Here is a 19399-nt window from a genome sequence, read left to right as displayed (position 1 = left end):
CGCTGGCCGATCTAGCCGTCTTCGTGGAGGAGGCCGGCTGTCAGCGCGGCGGTGTCATCGTGCAACTGGTTGCCGCTGTAGGCGATGAGGTCCTGGTGGAGGTGTTCCAGAAGTTGTCGGGGTGGGAGGGTGCCCCAGGCACGGACCCGTTGGGCGAGAGGGTAGAACTCACCGGCCGTGTTGCGGGTTTCGGTCACCCCGTCGGTGTAGAGCAGAAGCTGGTCACCGTTGAGGAAGCTGTGTTGATCGACGCGGTAGGGCTCGCTGACAAGCACGCCGAGATTGAGCGGTGGTGCGGGACTGCTGGCCTCCAGTTCCCTGACGTCGCCGTCGCGGATGATCAGGGGTGGCGGGTGCCCGCAGTTGACGAGTCGAAGAGTGTGCTGCTCCGGGTTGATCTCGGCGAAGATCGCGGTGACGAAGCGTTCGTCCATGTCGCTGCCCGCCAGCTGGGAAGCCCTGCGGGCGATGCTCGTTTCCACTCGTCCTGAGAGGGCGGCCAGGTCTGGTTCGTCATGGGCGGCTTCGCGGAACGCCCCGAGCAGTGCGGCGGCGGTCTCCACCGCGGTCAGGCCCTTGCCGCGCACATCCCCGATGACCAGGCGCACACCGTAGTCGGTGGGGACGGCTCCGTAGAGGTCGCCGCCGATGTGTGCCTCGGCGGCGGCGGAGAGGTAGAAACTCTCGACGTGGACGTCACCGATCCGACGGGGAACTGGTCCCAGCAGGACGCGTTGCGCGATCTCCGCCACGAAGCGCACATCGGCGAGGGTGGATTCGCGCCGGGTGCGGTGCAGGGCCAACAGGGTGCCCAGGGCGCCGACCAGAGCCGTACAGAGGTAGGCGGCCACGTAGTGGCGATCCCAGAGGTAGCCCACGTCGCGGCCCGCGCAGCACGGGGTACCGGCAAGAACCCCCTCGAACGCGATGGCGAACACGGTGACGAGGGCGACGACGGCGCACCCGTGACCGAAGGCGGCTACGAGAGGAAGGGCGATGAGAGCGAAACTGACGGGCCAGTTCGCGGGAGTCATGGGTTCCAGCGCCAGGATGACGGCGACGTACGCCAAGGGCATCCAGCGCACCCATGCCGGCAGCGCGGGCAGTGCCTGACCGCCGTCCAGTCCGGGCAAGGACTCCTGCCGTGCCTGGAGAGAGTGGCCGAGCCCCTTCACCCGAGTGCCTCCTGCGGTCGGGTGCCGTCGACGCAACCAGCCTTCGCTGAGCGGAAGGTAGCGGTGGGTGACCCACCTGCCTGCCATACGGCCTCAGCCTCGACGCGGGACCCCTGGCGCGGATTCGACACAAGTCCCATCGTCGCCTGCCGCGTGATGGCGGACCCGGCATTGCTCCACCAAGCGGCATGTCATGAGCGCATACCTCCCTGATCGACGGCCGGACCCGCCGGATCCGTGCCCGACGGCCCCTCTGGGCTCACGCCGAAGGACGGACGAGACGTCGGAGCCGCTGATCGCGGGCAGGAGCAGCGGTCACGGGCGGGAGTGGGCCGAGGCGGCCTCCTCAGCCGGGGCGTCGGGATCGGCCGGACGTACGGGTCCGTCACGCCGGCCTCCCAAGGTGAGGCACCACCCCAGGACAGCCCCCACCACGTACCAGAACAGATCCGGCGCGTTGAAAGTCGCCCCGAAGAGCGGGTGCAGAACGGTCGGGACGCCTGCGATCTGCCACAGCTCCACGGCCCAGCTGAATCCCAGCGCCGCCCCGGCCGCGACAACCGGCTGCAGCCGAGGTGCCACCAAGACCACGAGGGCGCACACCAGCACCGTATAGAGGGCATCGCCCGCGCACTTCGCGAAAGCCCCGCCAGTCCGCGACCTGATGCCGAGACCCGCCACGACGGTCACTACCGCTACCCCGAAAGCCCACCATCGCCTGGTCGCCACCAGCGCCTCCAAGATTCGGCCCAGGTCCGCCAAGGTAGCCGAACCAGGTCGCCATCCAGTGCCGAGCATCGAGCCTCTCGCTCACCGATCCGGCCGACCCAAGTGCGCGTGTCCGAGCGGACGTTGTGGGGAGGGAGAGGGAGGAGCTCACCGGACGCCCTCGATCACGTCGTGTGTCGGGCCGCCGCGTACGGGTCGCGGCCGGTTGCCGCGACGAGGCGGGCCAGCGGAGGGGCGTCCGCAGGAACGTCAACCGCGGTTCCGAACATCCCCATGGAGCGGGCCGTGTCCCCCAACTCGGCCACCGATGCGTCCAATTCAGCCACGACCGGCGCGAGACCCGCGTCGTCCGCGTACTGCTGCCCGGTGGCCCGGGCCAAGTCCCAGGCGTGCACCGTCACATCGAGCAGCGCCATCGAGCCGACGAGCCGGGCCGGCATGTTCATTGCGCCGGTCAGGCCGTCCTCGGCGCCCGGCCGCGACCACGCCGCCGCAAGGGCACGAGCCTCGGTCGCGAAACTCTCACGCCAGTCGGGCCCCGAGCCCACCCGGTCCGGCGTCTTCGTGAAGTCCGACTCCTCCTTCGCGGCCAACTTCTGAAACTCCACCACGACGTGGAGCAGATGGTTCAGCAGTCCCTTCACGTCGTACTCCGGACACGGGGTGGGACGGCCGAGATCGGCGTCCGACAGGGCGACGACCACCGGCACGGCCCGCGCCACCGAGATGTCGAGGAGCTCACCAAGACTGTCCTTGTGCTTGTTCACGTCCATGCCTCGACCGTACGGACGACACGCCAGGGCCGTCTTGAACAAACGCGCCAGCCGCCGGCTCGCCCCCGTACGATCCCGGCATGTCCGCCCATGACGAGCAGCCTCGGGACACCCGGGGAATCGTCGATCCCTCCGCGCTGCTCACCCGCGTACGGTTCCGCCGGCACGAACCCGCTGCGGTCCTGCGCCCGTACGTGGAGACGTACTGGCTGATCGACTGGGACCTGCCCGCTCCTTACGCCTCGCACGTCCTCCCGCACCCTTCCGTGAACCTCACCTTCCAGTGGGAGGAGGACGAGGGTCCGCCCTACGGGGAACTGACCGGGGTCAGCGCCCCCGGCCTCTACACCCGCAAGCTGCACGGGCGCGGCCGGGTCTGTGGGGTGAAGTTCTGGCCGGGGGCCTTCCGACCGTTCGCCCCGGATGTTCCGGTCGCCGACTGGACGGGGAAGGTGTTGGCGTACGAGGAGGTGTTCCCGCAGGCCGCAGACCCGGCCGCCATCCTCGAACCCGCCGACGACCCCGACCGCGTCGCCGCGCTGGACGCCTACCTGCTCACCCTCGCCCCCGCCGCCCCCGACCCGCAGGCCGAACTGGCCCGCCGGCTCGTTGCCCGCATTCGCGACCCGCGCCAGGGAGTCCGCCGGGTCGCCGACCTCGCCCGCGAAGAGGGCCTGTCGGTGCGCTCGCTGCAACGCCTGTTCAACGACTACGTCGGCGTCAGCCCCAAGTGGTGCGTGCTGCGCTACCGCATCCACGAGGCCATGGAGACGGCCGGCCGCCAGGACGACATCGACTGGCCCGCCCTCGCCGCCGACCTGGGCTACGCCGACCAGGCCCACCTCGTACGGGACTTCCACGCAACCGTGGGGGTCCCCCCGACGGCTTACCCGAGCGGCTAGGGGCTCTGCCTGATCCGAGGAGCCCGGCGCCGTAGTGCGCGGCGGTCTCCTCATGGAGCGCGGCCAGGCCACGTCGTTGCCCCAGGCGCTTGGTGGTCCGCCGTCGCGGCCCTCTCCCTCCCGTTGGTCTGGGTCCACCTCACCCTTTCCTCCCCTTGCTCTGGCTGATAACGGGTACGCGGGGTCTGCCAGGCGGATTTCGTGGCGGAGTCGGGAGCCCGCCGCTCCGCCGGACGGAGGCCACCTGGCCCCGGCGAGTCCGCTGCCCACGCACGATGCCCTTGGTGCAGGCTCGCCAGGTAGACCCCCACAGCCGGCTACTCGCCCGCAACAGCCGTACCAAGCAGGGAGAACAGCATGACCGCCGAGCACGATGTCGTGGCAGTGATCCTCAAGGACCACCGTCGTATGGAAGACCTCCTCCGCCGGATGCGGAGTGTGGAAGCGGACCGCGCCAAGGCGCTGGAACAGTTCTCGGCCCTGCTCATCGCCCATGGGGAGGCCGAAGAGTCCCAGGTGTACGGCGCACTGAAGCGGTTCAAGGACGTCGACAACGAAGAGGTGGAGCACGGCGCCGAGGAACATCACGAAGGGAACGCAGCCCTGCTGGCGCTCCTGGAGGTGACCGAGGTCGGGTCCGACACCTGGGACACCCGCCTTGAAGCCTTGGCGAAAGCGGTGTCGCACCACCTCGACGAGGAGGAACGCACCATCCTCAACGACGCCCGGGAGAACGTCCCCGACGAGCGTCGTTCGGAGCTCGGAGCCGCCTTTCTCCAGGAGCGCGAGAAGCAACTGGCGGCGGACTGCGGCAGCGTGGACGCTGTGCGAGCCATCGTGAAGGGGTGATCGACGCTGCATCCGGTGGGCCGTCGGCACGCCAACGCCGACGGCCTCCTCGTGGAGGCGGTAGAGGTGATCCCCGCTGTTCAGCGCCTTCCGGTCCGGCCTCGGTAGGCGATGAAGTGGTGGGCCGGAACGACAGCGAGCCATGTCAGCATCGCGACGTCGGTGTCGTAGAAGGCGACCGCGATCGACACCGCGAAGACGACCGCGCTGGAGAGGAGCTGCGCCGTGAACGTGCGACGCGCCGCGGACGCGGGAGCCTCGGGTGACGCATGCGTCTGATGCCGGGTGAGAAGCAGGACCATGACGTGCACCGTTTCCACGGCCGCGACGGTGCCGGCGTAGAGCGCGATGGTCTGTGGGTGTGACGCGTATTGGGCGAGCAGTGTGGTCGGGTAGGGCAGCACGGCGGCCAGGCCGAGCCCGAGGAGGGTGAGCCGTGTGACCAGAGGGGAGACGCTGGACAGCGGTGCGAGAATGCGTCGCTGGTCGCGCCAGAAGCCGGCAAGTACGGCGAAACTCAGGGCGGCGGCACCGAGGTTGGGCCACGTCGAGCGCAGCGCCTCCTTGAACGCTTCGCCCTTGAGGTGCTGAGGGATGTGCAGATCCAGGACGAGCAGGGTCATGGCGATGGCGTAGATGCCGTCGGACAGCGTCACCAACCGTTCCGTGTCGGCCCGGGACGTTGCCTCTGCGCTCGCATCCGTCATGGGCTCACGGTACGACCAGGACGGAACGTGACCGCCGCGCCGCTCCCGGAGCGCCCTACGCTTCCGACGCGGGTGCGTCGATGCGGAGTGAAGCCCACAGCAGGGCCGCGGCATACGTTCGGTAGGGCGCCCACGCCAGTGCGCGGCGGCGCGTCTCCTCGATGCCCGGGTCGGCGCCGAGCTGCCACGCCTTCTGGACGGCGCGGCGGATGCCTATGTCACCGGCGGGCAGGATGTCCGGGCGCTTGAGCTGATGGATGAGGAACATCTGGGCGGACCACAGCCCCACGCCGTGCACGGCGGTCAGATCCGTCAGCGCCGTGGTGTCATCGACATCGTCCATGTTCTCGAGGTCGATCGTTCCGTCGTCCTGGCGTCGGGCCAGGTCGTGCAGATAGGCGGCCTTGGCGCGGGAGAGGCCACAGGTGCGCAGATCTTCTTCGGTGAGGGCAAGGAGGCCGCTCGGGGTGACCGCACCGCCGGCGGCCGCCGTGACACGGGCGAAGATGGTCAGCGCCGCGGCGACGGAGATCTGCTGGCCGACGATGTGCAGGGCCATCGCTTCGAAGTTGGTGGAGGACGGGAAGTCGCGCTCCGCCCAGTCGAACGGGTCGGGCCGGCCGACCGTCTCGATCAGACCACCGAGGACGGGATCGGTGGCCAGGTGACGGTAGGCGACGGTGTTCGGACGCCTCATACGGACTCCCGTGCCCTGGGTGGAAGGGGTGGTCGATTCCAGTCTCGGCGGAAGGGCGTGCGGCCGCCCGCGTAGCTGTCAGGAGGGGGTGCGGCGGTGGCGCTGGTAGTGGCGGGCGGAGCGGGCGCGGTTGCCGCAGCCGGCTGAGCACCATTCCCTGCGGGGGTGGTTCTTGACGAAGTACAGGACGCATCCCGGCCCCAGGCAGGCGCGCAGTTGGTGGCGGGTGTCCTGGCTGAAGAGTGTGACGGCTTCGTCGGCGATGGCGGAGATGGCCGCTGCCGCGCCCTCGCCGTTGGCCCGCAGGTGCCGCGCGGGCTCCTGGCCCGGCGCCCAGGACAGGGCGGACCAGTGGGGTGTGTCACCGGCGGCTCGGTTGAGCCGGCCGACCGCCCCCTGCAGCGCGCCGGTTCCGCTCGTGGCCGCCGAACGCGTGTCCTCGGTGGCTTCCTCGGCCAGTCGACGCAGAGCGTCGCGAAGGTCGGTCAGTCGGCGGCCGAACTGCTCAAGGGCAGAAGCGGGCAGGGCGGCGACATCGTCCGGCGTCATCAGATCCGTCCGGGGAGCGACAGCCCGCAGCCACGCTTTGGTGCCCACGGTGTCGATCAGCGCGTCGTGCACCCCGTCCCGGTCGGCCCAGATGGTGTTCATCAGCTCCACGGGGAGGGGCTCGCCCAAGAGCGGTGCGCTGGTGTCCATGCCATCGAGACTATCGCGGTTCTAACGGTTGGGGGAGGCGTCATCCGTTGACATGTCGCACGTCGCGTGTCAGGATTGTTCTAATGGTTGGATATGCCTGCAACCATTAGGGCTGGTCGGCGAGCAAGGGCGAGCCGCCCCCGTCGGGCTGGTAGCGCCTGGTGGGCGGGAGGGCGCGGTCGTTTCGGCGCCCACCTGCACCCGTATGCGGAAGGGGAGAAAGATGACCATCCCGGCGCGCAAGCCCGCGGCAGGGTTCCACGAAGGCGAACTGGCCGTGCAGCATCGGGCCGGCGTGACAAGGGACGCGTCCCGACTCGCTGGCATGCTGGCCCCCGCCCAGCTGGGCGGCGGAATCGCCCGGTTCCTGGAGGACAGGACCTTCGCGGCGATCACCGCACGCGATGAGCGAGGCACGCTGTGGATCTCCCCGCTCACGGGCTCGGCCGGGTTCCTGGACGTCGCGTCGTCGACCGCTCTGGACGTGCACGCCCTGCCCGTCGAGGGCGATCCGCTTCGACACCTTTCGGCGCGACAGCCGGTCGGACTGATCGTGGTCGAGTTCGCCGTCCGCCGGCGTCTGCGCATCAACGGGGAGTTGTCAGGCAGGAGCAGCGACGGACTGCGCATCGACGTGGAGCAGGCGTACGGCAACTGTCCCCAGTACATCCACAGGCGGCACCTCCATACGGTCGACGTCTCACCCAGCGGCGTGGAGCCCGTCCGGCGAGCAAGCGCTCTGGCATCGGAGGATGTCGACCTGATCGGCCTGTCCGACACGCTCCTGGTCGGCACCACGCACCCCACGCGCGGCAACGACGCGTCGCACCGCGGAGGATCGCCGGGATTCGTCCGTGTCCAGGACGGGGAACTGTGGTGGCCCGACTACTCGGGCAACAACATGTTCAACACCCTCGGCAACATCGAAGCCGATCCTGAAACCGCCCTGCTCTTCTGTGACTTCGCCACCGGTCGCACGCTGCATCTGTCCGGTCGAGCCGTCGTCGAATGGACCGACCCAGGTGCCCCCGGCGACGATGACCACACCGGTCGACGGGTCCGTTTCACCCCGCGGCACGTGGTGGCCGGGCGCCTGCTCCCGGTGCAGGCCGACTCCGTCGCCGCAGCCCCCGACAATCCACCGCTCACGGGGCGGCCTGCGCCGCTGCGACGAACGTCGACGGAGACTGAGCCGGTTGCGGGAAAAGGGGCCCCGGTGGGTACCGGCCTGTCGTGACCCGGCGTCGAAGAGCCGGCCCCGTTGAGACTCCGCGGAGTCTTCGGCGTCCAGGTGGTCAGAACAACTTTGGCTGCTCGACGAGCGGGGTTCGACGACGCTCGGGTCCACGGTCGTGCCGGGCGGCCCTTTCATCACCGAACAGCGGTGCCGTCCCGCACTCGTCGGGCACGGCCGGGACGACGGCCGGACCGGCGTCGTCCTGGCGCAGCGGCGCGTCCCGGTCGAACTCGTCCGGGGTCATGCGCGTCCAGTCGCGCGCCCGCTGCTCGCTCACTCGTCGTCTCCCACCGTTGTTTCCGGTATTTGCCCCCTCGCGCTGTTCTCATTCCCAGCAGCCGCTCGTACCTATCAGAGTCTTCGGAGGGGACCGCAACCGACTGGGTTCGTGAGGACGCGGGTGCAAAAGACCGGTGCTGTGTCGCGGGGGGGCAGCGAACGGTGATGCCGGTGGCGTTGCTCCCCGGCGACACGGCAAAGGCGCCGCCCCGAGCTCCCGTCGCAAGCCGACCATGCCTCGGCGCGCCCACGGGGGCAGGGGGAACGACTCGGGTACGACGGCCTGGAAGATGAGTACGGCAGCTCATGCCCCGGCCGTGACGAGCGCCGACGATGAAGTCCTCCATCGTCAAGACCGGGAGCCTGCTCGTGCTCAGCCGTGCCGCCCGTACCCTGATCCCCGCCGTCGGACGGTTGTCCGTGACCTGCGCCCCTGGCGTGCGGCTCGCGCCGGGCAGCATCATCGCCGCGAACCACAGCTCCCTCGCGGACCCCGCCGTCGTGATCGCCGCCCTGCACCGTCTCGGAGTCTCGCCGGTCGTCATGGCCACCGCGGGGATGTGGCGCATCCCGCTGCTCGGCCGAGCCCTCACCCGCGAAGGACACATCCCCGTGTACCGACGCGACCGGCGGGCCGCCGGTGCGCTCGACCTTGCCGCAGAGGCCCTGCGGCAGGGGCGGCTCGTGCTCATCTACGCCGAAGGCGGCCTGCCCCGTCGTAAGGACGCCGCGGATGCGGCTCCCGGAGAGTTCCGTAGCGGCCTGGCACGTCTCGCCGAGCTCACCGGCGCCCCCGTCGTGCCCGTGGGTCAGGCCGGTGCCCGCCGGGTCACCTCGGGCAGCATGATCAAGCAGCTCGCGGGTCTTGTCACGGCGCCGCTGCGCCGACCCGACCTGCACGTCCATGTGGGCGCCCCGATCGTCCTGGCCGGCGACAGCACCGTACGTACGGCTCGGGCCCGCGCCGCGGTGACCGCCGCGTGGAGGACGGCCGCGGCGAACGTCGGTGACCCTGCCGCGCTCGCCGCATAGCCTGCTGGGCGGCTCCCCCCGGCACTCGTCGCCCAGCCACACCGCAGCCGCGCGTCATCATCGGACCGGCATCACGGCGTCGTGCACCGATCACCAGGAGTCCCTGCTGTGGGGGCGGGAACATCAACACCTCCCAGGATGCTGACTCCAGCAGCGGAGAAAGGCAGACATCGTGCACGGTGAGTACAAGGTTCCCGGCGGCAAGCTGGTCGTCGTGGATGTGGACGTAGACGAAGCAGGCGGCGTCCTGCGGAACACGCGGGTGGCAGGGGACTTCTTCCTGGAGCCGGACGAGGCGCTCGACGCGGTGAACCACGCCCTGGACGGCGCGCCCGTCGAGACCGACGCGGCCGGTCTGACCGCGCGGATCGAGGCGGCCCTTCCCGAGGGCACCGTGATGTACGGGCTCACTTCGGAGGGCGTCGCCATCGCGGTGCGACGAGCGCTGGCGCACGCCACCGACTGGACCGACTACGCGTGGCAGCTGATCCACGAGGGGCCGCAGGCTCCCGCTCTGCACATGGCCCTGGACGAGGTCCTGACCGCAGAGGTCGCCGCGGGGCGCCGGCCCCCGACCCTCAGGGTGTGGGAGTGGGCCGACCCGGCGGTGATCATCGGCAGTTTCCAGTCGCTGCGCAACGAGGTCGACGTCGAGGGCTCGCGGAGACACGGCATCGACGTCGTGCGCCGCATCTCGGGCGGTGGGGCGATGTTCGTGGAGCCGGGCAACACGATCACCTACTCGCTCTCGGTACCGGAAGCGCTCGTGCAGGGACTGTCCTTCCAGGACAGCTACGCCTATCTCGACGACTGGGTGCTCGGTGCCCTCGGTGACATGGGCATCACCGCCTGGTACCAGCCGCTCAACGACATCGCCACCGACCAGGGCAAGATCGCGGGGGCAGCTCAGAAGCGGGTCGTGGGACCGGACGGCGGCCCCGGCGCCGTACTGCACCACGTGACCATGGCGTACGACATCGACGCCGACAAGATGCTCGACGTGCTGCGGATCGGTCGGGAGAAACTGTCCGACAAGGGCACCAAGAGCGCGAAGAAGCGTGTCGATCCTCTGCGTCGGCAGACCGGCCTTTCACGAGAGGCCGTCATCGAGCGGATGATCGACTCGTTCCGCCTCCGGTACGGACTCGCCGACGGGAAGGTGACCGACGCGGAACTGGCTCGCGCGCAGGAGCTGGCTCGTACGAAGTTCACCTCGCCGGAGTGGACCGCTCGCGTCCCCTGACGAGGGCCGCGGTGGAGGCGCTGCCCCGGCTCCACCGCCGCTCCGCTCGACGGTCAGGCCTCCGGGTCCGGAAGGGGTGTCACCTCGGTGAGTTGCTCGCGCAGGTAGTTCCAGATCACCGAGACGAGCGCCGCCGCGGGTACGGCGAGCAGGCTGCCGACCACACCCGCCAGGGACCCGCCGAGAGTCACCGCCAGCAACACCACCGCGGCGTGGAGGCCCAGACCACGGCTCTGGATCATGGGCTGGAAGACGTTCCCCTCCAGCTGCTGCACCACCAGGATGATGGCCAGCACGATCAGCGCGTCGGTCAGACCGTTCGACACCAGGGCGATGAGGACAGCGACGAATCCGGCGAAGACCGCGCCCACGATCGGGACGAAAGCGGTGACGAACGTCAGCACGGCCAACGGAAGCACCAGCGGAACGCCGAGGATCCACAGGCCGGCGCCGATGAGCACGGCGTCCAGCAGACCGACGAGCGCCTGGGAACGTACGAAGGCGCTGAGAGTGTCCCAGCTCCGTTCCGCGACCGTCGGAACGTCGGTGGCCAGGCGCCCGGGGAGCTGGCGGGTCAGCCAGGGAAGGAACCGCGGCCCGTCCTTGAGGAAGAAGAACATCAGGAACAGGGCCAGAACAGCGGTGACCAGGCCGTTCAGAACCGTGCTCACTCCCGTGACCAGAGCGGTGACGACGCTGCCGACACTGTTCTGGATCCGGGTGATCGTCGCGTCCGAGGCCTTGGAGATCTGGTCGTCACCGATGTTCAACGGCGGACCCGAAGCCCATTCCCGCACCTTGTGAATGCCCTGCACGACCCCGTCGGTCAGCTCTCCGGTCTGTGACGCCACCGGCACCGCGATCAGAGCGACGACCCCCAGAGCGACGACGAGGAACAGCACGGTCACGGCGGAGGCGGCGAGCGCGGGCGGCCAGCCGCGCCGACGCAGGAATCGAGCGAAGGGCCATGTCAACGTGGTCAGGAACAACGCCACGACCAACGGCCAGACCACCGACCACATTTGCCCCACGACCCACAGAGCCACCCAAACCATCACGAGGATCAGCAGCAGTTCGACCGAAAGACGTGCGGATGTCCGCAGGGCGGCACGGGTTCTCGTGGAACTCAACGGGGCAGTCATGCCATCACCCTATGGGCGCACCGGGGATGGTCCGTCAGCCCGTCCTCCGGAGGAGAACGGCCGCGCCGGCTGCCCGGGATCGGCCTGCCCGTTTTCAGGCGATCTCGGACCGTGCCTCGGCCGACTCGTTGACCATCCGCGTCGTCGTGCGTCCCGCCTGCAAGTCGGTGAACACACAGTCCCAGCGGTCGCCCAGTTCCTTCAGCGCCTCGGCCGGCGGATTGCCGTCCGTCGCCGCGTTCAGATCGGCCATCTCGGCGAAGAAGCCGTCCAGCGCGGGGGAGGTGATGAACAGGAACCGGACCTCGGCGCGACTGACGTTGTACGGCCGATGCACCATCCCCCGAGGCACCACCGCGTAGTCCCCAGCCCCCAGCGTGAGGGTCTGTTCGCCGATGTCCAGAGTCAGTTCGCCGTGCAGGACACGGAAGGCCTCCTCGTGCTGTTCGTGAACGTGCGGCGGCGGCCCGGGCGCTCCCGCCGCATGCGCATACTCGATCAGGGAATACGCGCCGCCCGTCGCCGTACCGTCGATCTTCACCGTCATCGGAGCACCGGTCGGTCCACGGAACAGTCGGCCCTGCCCCGCCGCGATCACCATCGGATCACTCATGTTCGCCGTCCCTGCATGTGGTTCGCCACACCTGCACGCGCTTCCCATCACACCATCCTCCCGCCCCTTTCCATCACGCGCATGACGGGCACCGTGACGGTAAGCACCCGCGTGTGCGCGGTCGGTCGCGCGCCGGGTCACCAGGCCGGTGAGCAGCAAGGGTGACGCCACCTGCAAGAATCGGCTCACGCAACCCAGCTCCCGGGCACGCCGGCAGCCCCGATGGATCGCGGAACCACTACGAAAGGCCATCAGCTGTGTCTGTTCGTCGAGTTGTTGTAGTCGGCGGTGGCGCCATGGGCTCCGCGGCGGCGTGGCGGCTCGCCGCACGCGGCGATGACGTCACCTTGCTGGAGCGCTTCTGGCCCGGCCACGACCGCGGCAGCTCCCACGGCACCTCGCGCATCTTCCGCCTCGCGTACGCCGATCCCTTCTATGTCGACCTCACGGTGCGGGCGCTGCCCCTGTGGCAGCAGCTCGAGGCGGCCACCGGCCGGCAGGTCCTCACGCTCACCGGCGCCGTCGACCACGGCCCGGCCGCCGTCATCGACGCGCTGCACGACGGCTTGACCCGTCTGGGACGCCCGGCCGAACGCCTCGTTCCCGAACAGGTCGCCGAGCGCTGGCCCGGACTGCGCGCCGACACCAGCGCCCTGTACCACCCCGAGGCAGGACGGCTGCACGCCGACGAATCGGTCGCCGCATTCCAGCAGGCGGCGCGAGATCTCGGAGCCGACGTCCGGCACGGAGTGCGCGTCAGCGGGGTGTCCGTCCAGGGCGACGGCGTTCGTGTGCGCGTCGAAGGCCAGGACGACATACGGGCCGACGCAGCGGTCGTGGCCGTCGGGAGCTGGACGGCCAGTCTGCTCGCGAACGGGTCCGACAGCCCCCTTCGCAGCCTTCCGGCGCTGCGCGTCACCCAGGAGCAGCCCGCGCACTTCCCCGCCGCCGACCCACTGTCCTGGCCCAGTTTCATCCACCATCCCGGCGCCGCCCTGCCGGCCGTCGGCCCGACCGTGGACGGTGTCTACGGGCTCGGCAGCGTCGACGGCGTGAAGGCCGGATTCCACGGGATCGGCCCGGTCGTCGACCCCGAGCACCGCGACCGTACGCCCGACCTCGAGACGGTCCGGGCACTCGCCGCGTACGCGGAACGCTGGTTGCCCGGCGTGCAGCACACCGCGCCCGAACCCCTCACCTGCCTCTACACCACCACCACGCAACACGACTTCATCGCCGACCGGCAGGGCCCCGTCACCGTCTTGGGCGGCTGCTCCGGACACGCCTTCAAATTCGCCCCGGTCCTCGGCGAGCTGGCAGCCTCTCTCACCCACGGGCAGCCTGGTCCGGACCGCTTCGGGCTCGGACGTCCCTGAACCGGATGCCTTCCGACAACGAGGCGAGCTTGACGCCGAGTTGGCGAAGCCGGCTCGGACTTCCCTTCACCCGAGGTGAGGCAGTGCGGTGAATCCTGTCAGCGCGGGTCCTGCGGGGAGATCAGACCGCTCTCGTAAGCGAGCACGACGGCCTGCACGCGGTCTCTCAGATCAAGCTTGGACAGGATGCGGCCGACGTGGGTCTTGACCGTGGTCGGGCTGAGGAACAGGCGGTCCGCGAGTTCGGCGTTGCTGAGGCCGGTCGCCAGCAGACGCAGCACCTCCAGCTCGCGTGGGGTCAGCCCGGACAGGTCGCGGCGGAGCCCGTTCCGCGGGGACTCCTGGCGGTGCGCGAACCGTTCGATCAGCCTGCGGGTGATGGCGGGTGCGAGCAGCGCGTCGCCGGAGCGCACCAGGCGCACGGCGGCCACGAGGTGCTCGGGGGTGACGTCCTTGAGCAGGAAGCCGCTCGCTCCGGCGGTGAGCGCCGCGTACACGTAGTGGTCGAGGTCGTACGTGGTGAGGATGATGACCCGGGTTCCGTCCGTGCCGTCAGGTGCGCCGGCGAGGATGCGCCGAGTGGCCTCGATGCCGTCCATCCTCGGCATCCGGATGTCCATGAGGACGACGTCGGGCCGGGTGCGCCTGACGGCGTCGACCGCCTCGGCCCCGTCCGCCGCCTCGGCCGTCACCTCGATGCCGTCGGCGGCGAGGATCATCCCGAACCCCGTACGCACCAGGGCCTGGTCGTCCGCGATGACGGCACGCAGCGCGGGCCCGCTCACACCGCCTCCCACGGCATCCGGGCCGTAACCCGGTATCCGCCGGCGAGTGTGGGCCCGGCGGTGAGCTCGCCGCCGTAGAGAGCGAGCCGCTCGCGCAGCCCGATCAGGCCGCGGCCGTTGCCGTCCACCGTGTGCGAGTCCCGGACGGCTCCGGTGTCGCGCACCTCGATCTCCAGCCATGAGCCGGTGCAGCCGATCGCCACCGTCGCGTCGGCGCCCGCCGCGTGCTTGATCGTGTTGGTGAGCGCCTCCTGGACGACGCGGTACGCCGTCAGTTCCACCCCGGGCGGCAGCGGAACGGCGGGCAGTGACACCGTCAGGGCCACCGGTGTCCCGGCGGCCCGCACGCGCTCGGCCAGGGCGTCGAGCTGTTCGAGACCGGGCTGCGGTTCCAGGCCGTCGGCCGCGTTGTCGGCCGTGCCGGTGTCCGGGCCCGCGAGCAGGCCCATCACATGGCGGAGTTCGGACATGGCGGCGCGGCCACCGGCCTCCACCGCCAGCAGCGCCGCCTTCGACCGCTCCGGGGCCGCGTCCATCACCTTGCGCGCCGCGCCCGCCTGAATGACCATCACGCTCACATTGTGGGTGACGACGTCGTGCAGTTCGGCGGCTATACGGGCGCGCTCCTCCTCGACGGCCCGGCGCATCGCCGTCTCCTGGGCCTGCTCCAGGTCCGTGAAGCGCTTCCGGCTGGCCTCCAGCCGCAGACGTCCAAGACGGACGAAGGTGGCCAGCACCCCGACGACCAGGAGCACGACAGCGGGACTCGACCAGCCGGGGAGCACGGGGTCCGACTCCCTGAATGCGACACCCGCCAGTACCGCGGTGACGACCAGCACGACCATCGCCCGCATCCGGTACCGGCTGAACGCAACGGCCCCGTACACGCCGATACTGCAGGTCAGTACGTTGATCCAGGAGACGCCGTCACCTATCGCCAGGGCGGCGAAGGCCACCACCGTGAACGCGAGCAGCGGATACCTGCGCCGGGCCACGAGAGGCAGCGCCGACAGCACGACCAGCACCCAGGGCACGGACGGTTCCGGTTCGTACACGACCTCCGGACCGGGAACGGTGGGCGGGTACGGCAGCGCGCCCGGGCTCTGCGACACGACCTTGGAACTGATCCGGACCGGTCCGTCGCCGGGATAGCGCGCTGCCACGACCAGCGCGACGACGGTCAGCACGACCGCCAGCGTCGCGTCCACCCAGATCGCACGCCGCGACAGCGGCACCGGCTCACCCTCCGGTCGCAACGCGTCGCGAACATACGCCCACCACGTCCACGGTCGCAGTACGTCCCTGACCCGCTCCCGCCATATGTTCGCCGACCGCGCCTCACACGGCCGCCCGCCGGGGTCCTCCGTCTTCATCCGCACATTGTGCGGCCCCGCGACACGCGTCCGCCTCCACCTGCACGGCCATGGTTCCGGTCCGCCAGGAGTACTCCTCGGGGATGACCCCTCGGCCGGGTCATCCGCGGGGAGGGCCCGATGTCGGTGCCGCGGTCGACGCGCCGTGCCGACGCCGGCCCGTACGTTCGCCGGGCGCGCACAGCACAGCGGCTTTCCCACCACGAAGGACGGACACCCCCATGACTCAGGTGATCGAACTGCAGGGCGTGGCCAAGCGGTACGGCGGCACCGACACCGCGGCGCTCGGACCGCTCGACCTCGCAGTGGCCGAGGGCGAGGCCCTGGCAGTGACGGGCCCCTCCGGCAGCGGCAAGTCCACCCTGCTCAACCTCGTCGCCGGACTCGACCGGCCGAGCGAAGGCACCGTGACCGTCGCCGGGCAGCGCGTCGACCGACTCGGCGAGCACGCACTGGCCCGGTTCCGCCGCGAACGGATCGGCATGGTCTTCCAGTTCTTCAACCTCCTCGACGACCTCACCGTCGCCGACAACATCCAGCTTCCTGCCCAACTGACCGGCGCCGCCCGCCGAACCGCGGCATCCCGCGCCGGAGAACTGATGGAGGTGCTGGGCATCCACAAGCATGCCCGCGCCTACCCGGGCCGGCTGTCCGGCGGCGAACGCCAACGCGTCGCGGTGGCGCGGGCCTTGGTCAACAAGCCCGCCCTGCTGCTCGCCGACGAGCCGACCGGCGCACTGGACACCGCATCGGGACAGGAGGTGCGGGAACTGCTCGTGGATCTGCACCGCGGCGGGCAGACCGTCGTCCTGGTCACGCACGACCTGGAACTGGCACGGGCCTGCGCGCAGCGCACCATCCATCTCGTGGACGGCCTCATCGCCGCCGACACGCGTGCGCAGGCCGTCCGATGATCCGGCTCGGCAGCGGTCCGCTGGGGCGGGTTGTGCGCTCAGGGGTCGGCAGACGACGCGTCCAGACCCTGGTGATCGCCGTGGCCACGATGATGGCGGTGGCCTCGGCGGTGGTCGCCGGTTCCCTCCTCATCGCCACGAACGCCCCCTTCGACCGTGCCTTCGCCCAGCAGCGCGGCGCACACCTCACCGCGGACGTCGACCCCGCCCGGGCGAACGCCGCCCACCTGAGGGCCACCGGCCGGGTCGACGGGGTCACGGCGAGCGCGGGCCCCTTCCCCGCCACCTCGATCAGCCCGGTTGACGGTCATGGCGGGCACCTGCCCGCGCTGACCCTGGTCGGACGGTCCGGCCCGTCGAGCGACGTCGACGCACTGGAGCTCAAGTCGGGCCGCTGGGCGCGAAAGCCCGGAGAGATCGTGCTGTCCGCGTCGTTCGCCGGCGAGTTCCTCAAACTCGGCTCCACGCTGACCAGTTCCGACACCGCCAAGGGCCAGACCCTGACCGTCGTCGGCTTCGCCCTGTCGGCCAGTGAGAGCGCCGACCTCTGGGCGATGCCGTCCCAGGTCAGGTCACTGGCGACCGGAGACAGCCGCCTCACGACCCAGATGCTCTACCGCTTCGACTCCGCGGCCACGAAGTCGCAGATCGCCGGTGACCGCAAGAGTCTTGCAGCCGCCCTGCCCTCCGGCGCGCTGGTGGGTACCCAGTCCTGGCTGGACACCAAACGTGCTGCCGATCAGGGAGCGGCGGCCACGATTCCGTTCCTGATCGCGTTCGGCGTCCTCGGCATCGTGATGTCGGTGATCATCGTCGGCAGTGTGATCAGCGGCGCCGTCGGCACCGGCCTGCGCCGCATCGGCATCCTGAAGGCCATCGGCTTCACTCCGAGCGAGGTCGTACGGGCTTATGTGGCCCAGGCGTTGATCCCGGCCGGCGCCGGTATCGCGCTGGGAGTCGTCCTGGGCAACCTGCTGGCCGTGCCACTGCTGGAGGACACCGAATCGGTGTACGGCACCGTGTCCCTCTCGGTGGCCTGGTGGGTGGATGTGTTGGTGCCCGCCGCCGCGCTGCTCGTGGTCGCCGTCGCGGCGCTGGTGCCCGCGTTGCGGGCGGGCCGGCTGCACACCGTCGAAGCCATCGCCGTCGGCAGGGCGCCCCGCACCGCACGCGGTCAGTGGGCGCACCGGGTCGCGGGGCGGCTGCCGCTGCCACGACCTTTGACGTACGGCCTTGCCAGCCCCTTCGCCCACCCCGTGCGGGCGATCGCGATGGTCCTCGCGGTGGCCTTCGGAACGGCAGCCGCGACGTTCGCGGTGGGTCTGACGCAGTCCCTCAACGCGGTGGCCGGCGCGCAGGATCCCGAGGAACGCGCCGACGTCACCGCCATCACCGGCATGTCGTCATCGGGCAACGGACCGCGCCGGGCAGGGCCGAACCAGGAGCAGTCCTCGGCCGGCCCGGAACGAGAGCCCGCCGCGGCGGGGGCGGCTCATAAGGACGCGTCGGCCGACGCGAAGCGGCTGCGTACCGCCATCGCGGCACAGCCGGGCACCGCCTTCTACTACGGCATGGCACAGGGGGACGCCACGGTGTCCGGAGTCTCCGGCACGGTACGGGCCAGCCTCTACCAGGGCGATTCACGCGCCGGCAGCTACGAGATGATCGCCGGCCACTGGATCACCGGCCGCGGTCAGGTCGTGGTTCCCACGCACTTCCTGGAGGCGACCGACACCAAGATCGGCGACAGCGTGAGCGTGACCATGGAGAAGGAGACGGAGCGCCTGCGGATCGTCGGCGAGGCGTTCGACACCTCCGACGACGGCATGCGGATCCACGCCGACCTGGCCAGCTTCACCACGGCGCAACCCGAGGTCTTCCACATCGAGGTCGAGCCGGGTGTCTCCCCGGCCACCTATGCCCGCGAACTCAACGACGTGGTCGAGCCGTTCGGCGACCACGTCCTCGCCGAATCGGCCTCGCAAGGGGAGAACATGATCCTCGTGCTGGAGGCGATGGCCGCGTTGCTGACCCTGATGCTGGTCTCCGTGGCGGGCCTTGGAGTGCTCAACTCCGTTGTCCTGGACACCAGGGAACGCGCCCACGATCTCGGAGTGTGCAAGGCGCTGGGCATGTCTCCGCGCCAGACGGTGAGTCTTGTTCTGGCTTCGGTGGTCGTGGTCGGTGTGTTCGGTGGGCTGATGGGGGTGCCGGCCGGGTTTGCCCTGCACGGTTACGTGTTGCCGGTCATGGGTGAGGCCGCGGGCACTGGTTTGCCGCCGTCCGTCCTCGATGTGTACGGCACCGGGCAACTACTGCTGCTGGGTCTGGCCGGGGTGCTCGTCGCTCTTGTGGGGGCGTTGGTTCCGGCGGGTTGGGCGGCGAGGGTCCGTACGGCTACGGCGCTGCGGACCGAGTGAGGGCACTGATGCTGTGCGGTACTCGCACGAAGGGTAAGGGTCTTGAGACAGCGGACGGGATGGTCACGCGACGGCGGCAAGGAGCCTGGCCGCTTCGGTTCTCCCGTACGGGTGGCAGGCGGCGACAACCTGGGTGGACAGCGAACACCGCTTCTTCTGTCGGGTCCGCCGGTTCGTGCCGGCTTCGGCAGCGACGTATGTCGTCGTGCGTCTCCGCCGTCACACGAGGGAGCGCCGGACGCGGAACAGCTCACTCTCATCGACTTGTTGCCGTGGTCAGCACCGGTGAACCGGTGCCGGGGATGTCAGTTGGTGCTGGTTTAGGCAGTGGCAGTGGTGTCGGTGCTGCTGCTGTCGTTGGTTTGGTTGTTTTGGATTTCGTGGTAGGTGGTGGCTCCGCGTTGGGGGGTGAGGTTGAGGGTGGTGAGGATGGGTGGGTGGATGATGTTGGGGA

At 70.0% G+C, this 19399-nt stretch carries 19 protein-coding genes; 8 read left to right on the top strand and 11 right to left on the bottom strand.

Annotated features, from left to right (window positions below):
* Positions 1-11: 11 nt before the first annotated feature.
* The 3 genes from AB0C62_RS32195 to AB0C62_RS32185 form a co-directional block, all read right to left on the bottom strand.
* Positions 12-1133: a PP2C family protein-serine/threonine phosphatase gene (locus AB0C62_RS32195; protein ID WP_362979202.1), complete on the bottom strand. Its 1122-nt coding sequence runs from the start codon at positions 1131-1133 to the stop codon at positions 12-14.
* Positions 1134-1490: 357 nt separating this feature from the next.
* Positions 1491-1973 (bottom strand): DUF2809 domain-containing protein, encoded by a 483-nt coding sequence (locus tag AB0C62_RS32190; RefSeq protein WP_362979200.1) that lies wholly within the window; start codon positions 1971-1973, stop codon positions 1491-1493.
* A gap of 95 nt (positions 1974-2068) precedes the next feature.
* Positions 2069-2677, bottom strand: a complete 609-nt coding sequence (locus AB0C62_RS32185) for a TIGR03086 family metal-binding protein (RefSeq protein ID WP_362979198.1) — start codon at positions 2675-2677, stop codon at positions 2069-2071.
* 80 nt (positions 2678-2757) lie between these two features.
* Between AB0C62_RS32185 and AB0C62_RS32180 the strand changes: the two genes are divergently transcribed.
* Entirely contained in the window at positions 2758-3579 is an 822-nt protein-coding gene (locus tag AB0C62_RS32180) for an AraC family transcriptional regulator (protein WP_362979196.1), read from the top strand.
* Between the two features lie 357 nt (positions 3580-3936).
* Positions 3937-4428, top strand: coding sequence for a hemerythrin domain-containing protein (locus AB0C62_RS32175; RefSeq protein ID WP_362979194.1), 492 nt, complete (start codon positions 3937-3939; stop codon positions 4426-4428).
* An 80-nt stretch (positions 4429-4508) separates the two neighbouring features.
* Here the strand turns inward: AB0C62_RS32175 and AB0C62_RS32170 are convergent, their stop codons facing one another.
* The 3 genes from AB0C62_RS32170 to AB0C62_RS32160 all read right to left on the bottom strand — a co-directional run bounded on the left by AB0C62_RS32170 (position 4509) and on the right by AB0C62_RS32160 (position 6531).
* Positions 4509-5135, bottom strand: coding sequence for a TMEM175 family protein (locus AB0C62_RS32170; protein ID WP_362979192.1), 627 nt, complete (start codon positions 5133-5135; stop codon positions 4509-4511).
* Positions 5136-5190: 55 nt separating this feature from the next.
* A complete protein-coding gene (locus tag AB0C62_RS32165; RefSeq protein WP_362979190.1) occupies positions 5191-5832 on the bottom strand; it encodes a hypothetical protein in 642 nt (213 codons plus the stop codon).
* Between the two features lie 78 nt (positions 5833-5910).
* Positions 5911-6531 carry a CGNR zinc finger domain-containing protein gene (locus AB0C62_RS32160; RefSeq protein ID WP_362979188.1) on the bottom strand — a complete coding sequence of 207 codons (621 nt, stop codon included), beginning with the start codon at positions 6529-6531 and terminating at the stop codon, positions 5911-5913.
* A 223-nt stretch (positions 6532-6754) separates the two neighbouring features.
* On the opposite strand from AB0C62_RS32160, the gene AB0C62_RS32155 reads away from it, so the two are divergent.
* Positions 6755-7768, top strand: coding sequence for a pyridoxamine 5'-phosphate oxidase family protein (locus tag AB0C62_RS32155; protein WP_362979186.1), 1014 nt, complete (start codon positions 6755-6757; stop codon positions 7766-7768).
* A 58-nt stretch (positions 7769-7826) separates the two neighbouring features.
* Here AB0C62_RS32155 and AB0C62_RS32150 read toward each other — a convergent pair whose 3' ends face one another.
* Positions 7827-8045, bottom strand: a complete 219-nt coding sequence (locus AB0C62_RS32150; RefSeq protein WP_362979184.1) for a hypothetical protein — start codon at positions 8043-8045, stop codon at positions 7827-7829.
* 371 nt (positions 8046-8416) lie between these two features.
* Here AB0C62_RS32150 and AB0C62_RS32145 point away from each other — a divergent pair, with 371 nt between their 5' ends.
* Entirely contained in the window at positions 8417-9079 is a 663-nt protein-coding gene (locus AB0C62_RS32145; RefSeq protein WP_362979296.1) for a lysophospholipid acyltransferase family protein, read from the top strand.
* 172 nt (positions 9080-9251) lie between these two features.
* A complete protein-coding gene (locus AB0C62_RS32140) occupies positions 9252-10322 on the top strand; it encodes a biotin/lipoate A/B protein ligase family protein (RefSeq protein WP_362979182.1) in 1071 nt (356 codons plus the stop codon).
* A 53-nt stretch (positions 10323-10375) separates the two neighbouring features.
* On the opposite strand, the gene AB0C62_RS32135 is transcribed toward AB0C62_RS32140, so the two are convergent.
* Together AB0C62_RS32135 and AB0C62_RS32130 are read right to left on the bottom strand one after the other, a co-directional pair.
* Entirely contained in the window at positions 10376-11464 is a 1089-nt protein-coding gene (locus tag AB0C62_RS32135; protein ID WP_362979180.1) for an AI-2E family transporter, read from the bottom strand.
* A 94-nt stretch (positions 11465-11558) separates the two neighbouring features.
* Positions 11559-12065, bottom strand: a complete 507-nt coding sequence (locus AB0C62_RS32130) for a cupin domain-containing protein (RefSeq protein WP_362979178.1) — start codon at positions 12063-12065, stop codon at positions 11559-11561.
* Between the two features lie 269 nt (positions 12066-12334).
* On the opposite strand from AB0C62_RS32130, the gene AB0C62_RS32125 reads away from it, so the two are divergent.
* On the top strand, positions 12335-13453 hold the full coding sequence (locus AB0C62_RS32125) for an FAD-dependent oxidoreductase (protein ID WP_362979176.1): 1119 nt from the start codon (positions 12335-12337) through the stop codon (positions 13451-13453).
* 98 nt (positions 13454-13551) lie between these two features.
* On the opposite strand, the gene AB0C62_RS32120 is transcribed toward AB0C62_RS32125, so the two are convergent.
* Both AB0C62_RS32120 and AB0C62_RS32115 read right to left on the bottom strand, forming a co-directional pair.
* Positions 13552-14238 (bottom strand): response regulator transcription factor, encoded by a 687-nt coding sequence (locus AB0C62_RS32120; RefSeq protein WP_362979174.1) that lies wholly within the window; start codon positions 14236-14238, stop codon positions 13552-13554.
* A complete protein-coding gene (locus AB0C62_RS32115) occupies positions 14235-15473 on the bottom strand; it encodes a histidine kinase (RefSeq protein ID WP_362979172.1) in 1239 nt (412 codons plus the stop codon). The genes AB0C62_RS32120 and AB0C62_RS32115 overlap by 4 nt, the downstream gene beginning before the upstream one ends.
* A 359-nt stretch (positions 15474-15832) precedes the next feature.
* Here AB0C62_RS32115 and AB0C62_RS32110 point away from each other — a divergent pair, with 359 nt between their 5' ends.
* Positions 15833-16525 carry an ABC transporter ATP-binding protein gene (locus AB0C62_RS32110; protein ID WP_362979170.1) on the top strand — a complete coding sequence of 231 codons (693 nt, stop codon included), beginning with the start codon at positions 15833-15835 and terminating at the stop codon, positions 16523-16525.
* The gene (locus tag AB0C62_RS32105; protein WP_362979168.1) at positions 16522-18945 is read left to right on the top strand and encodes an ABC transporter permease; all 2424 of its coding nucleotides are present in this window, start codon (positions 16522-16524) and stop codon (positions 18943-18945) included. Before AB0C62_RS32110 ends, AB0C62_RS32105 begins: the two co-directional genes overlap by 4 nt.
* Positions 18946-19399 lie beyond the last annotated feature (454 nt).

It is taken from the genome of Streptomyces sp. NPDC048643 (assembly GCF_040650615.1).
Lineage (GTDB): Bacteria > Actinomycetota > Actinomycetes > Streptomycetales > Streptomycetaceae > Streptomyces.
Note: the sequence above shows the minus strand (reverse complement) of the source record. Positions and strands in the feature narration are given on the sequence as shown.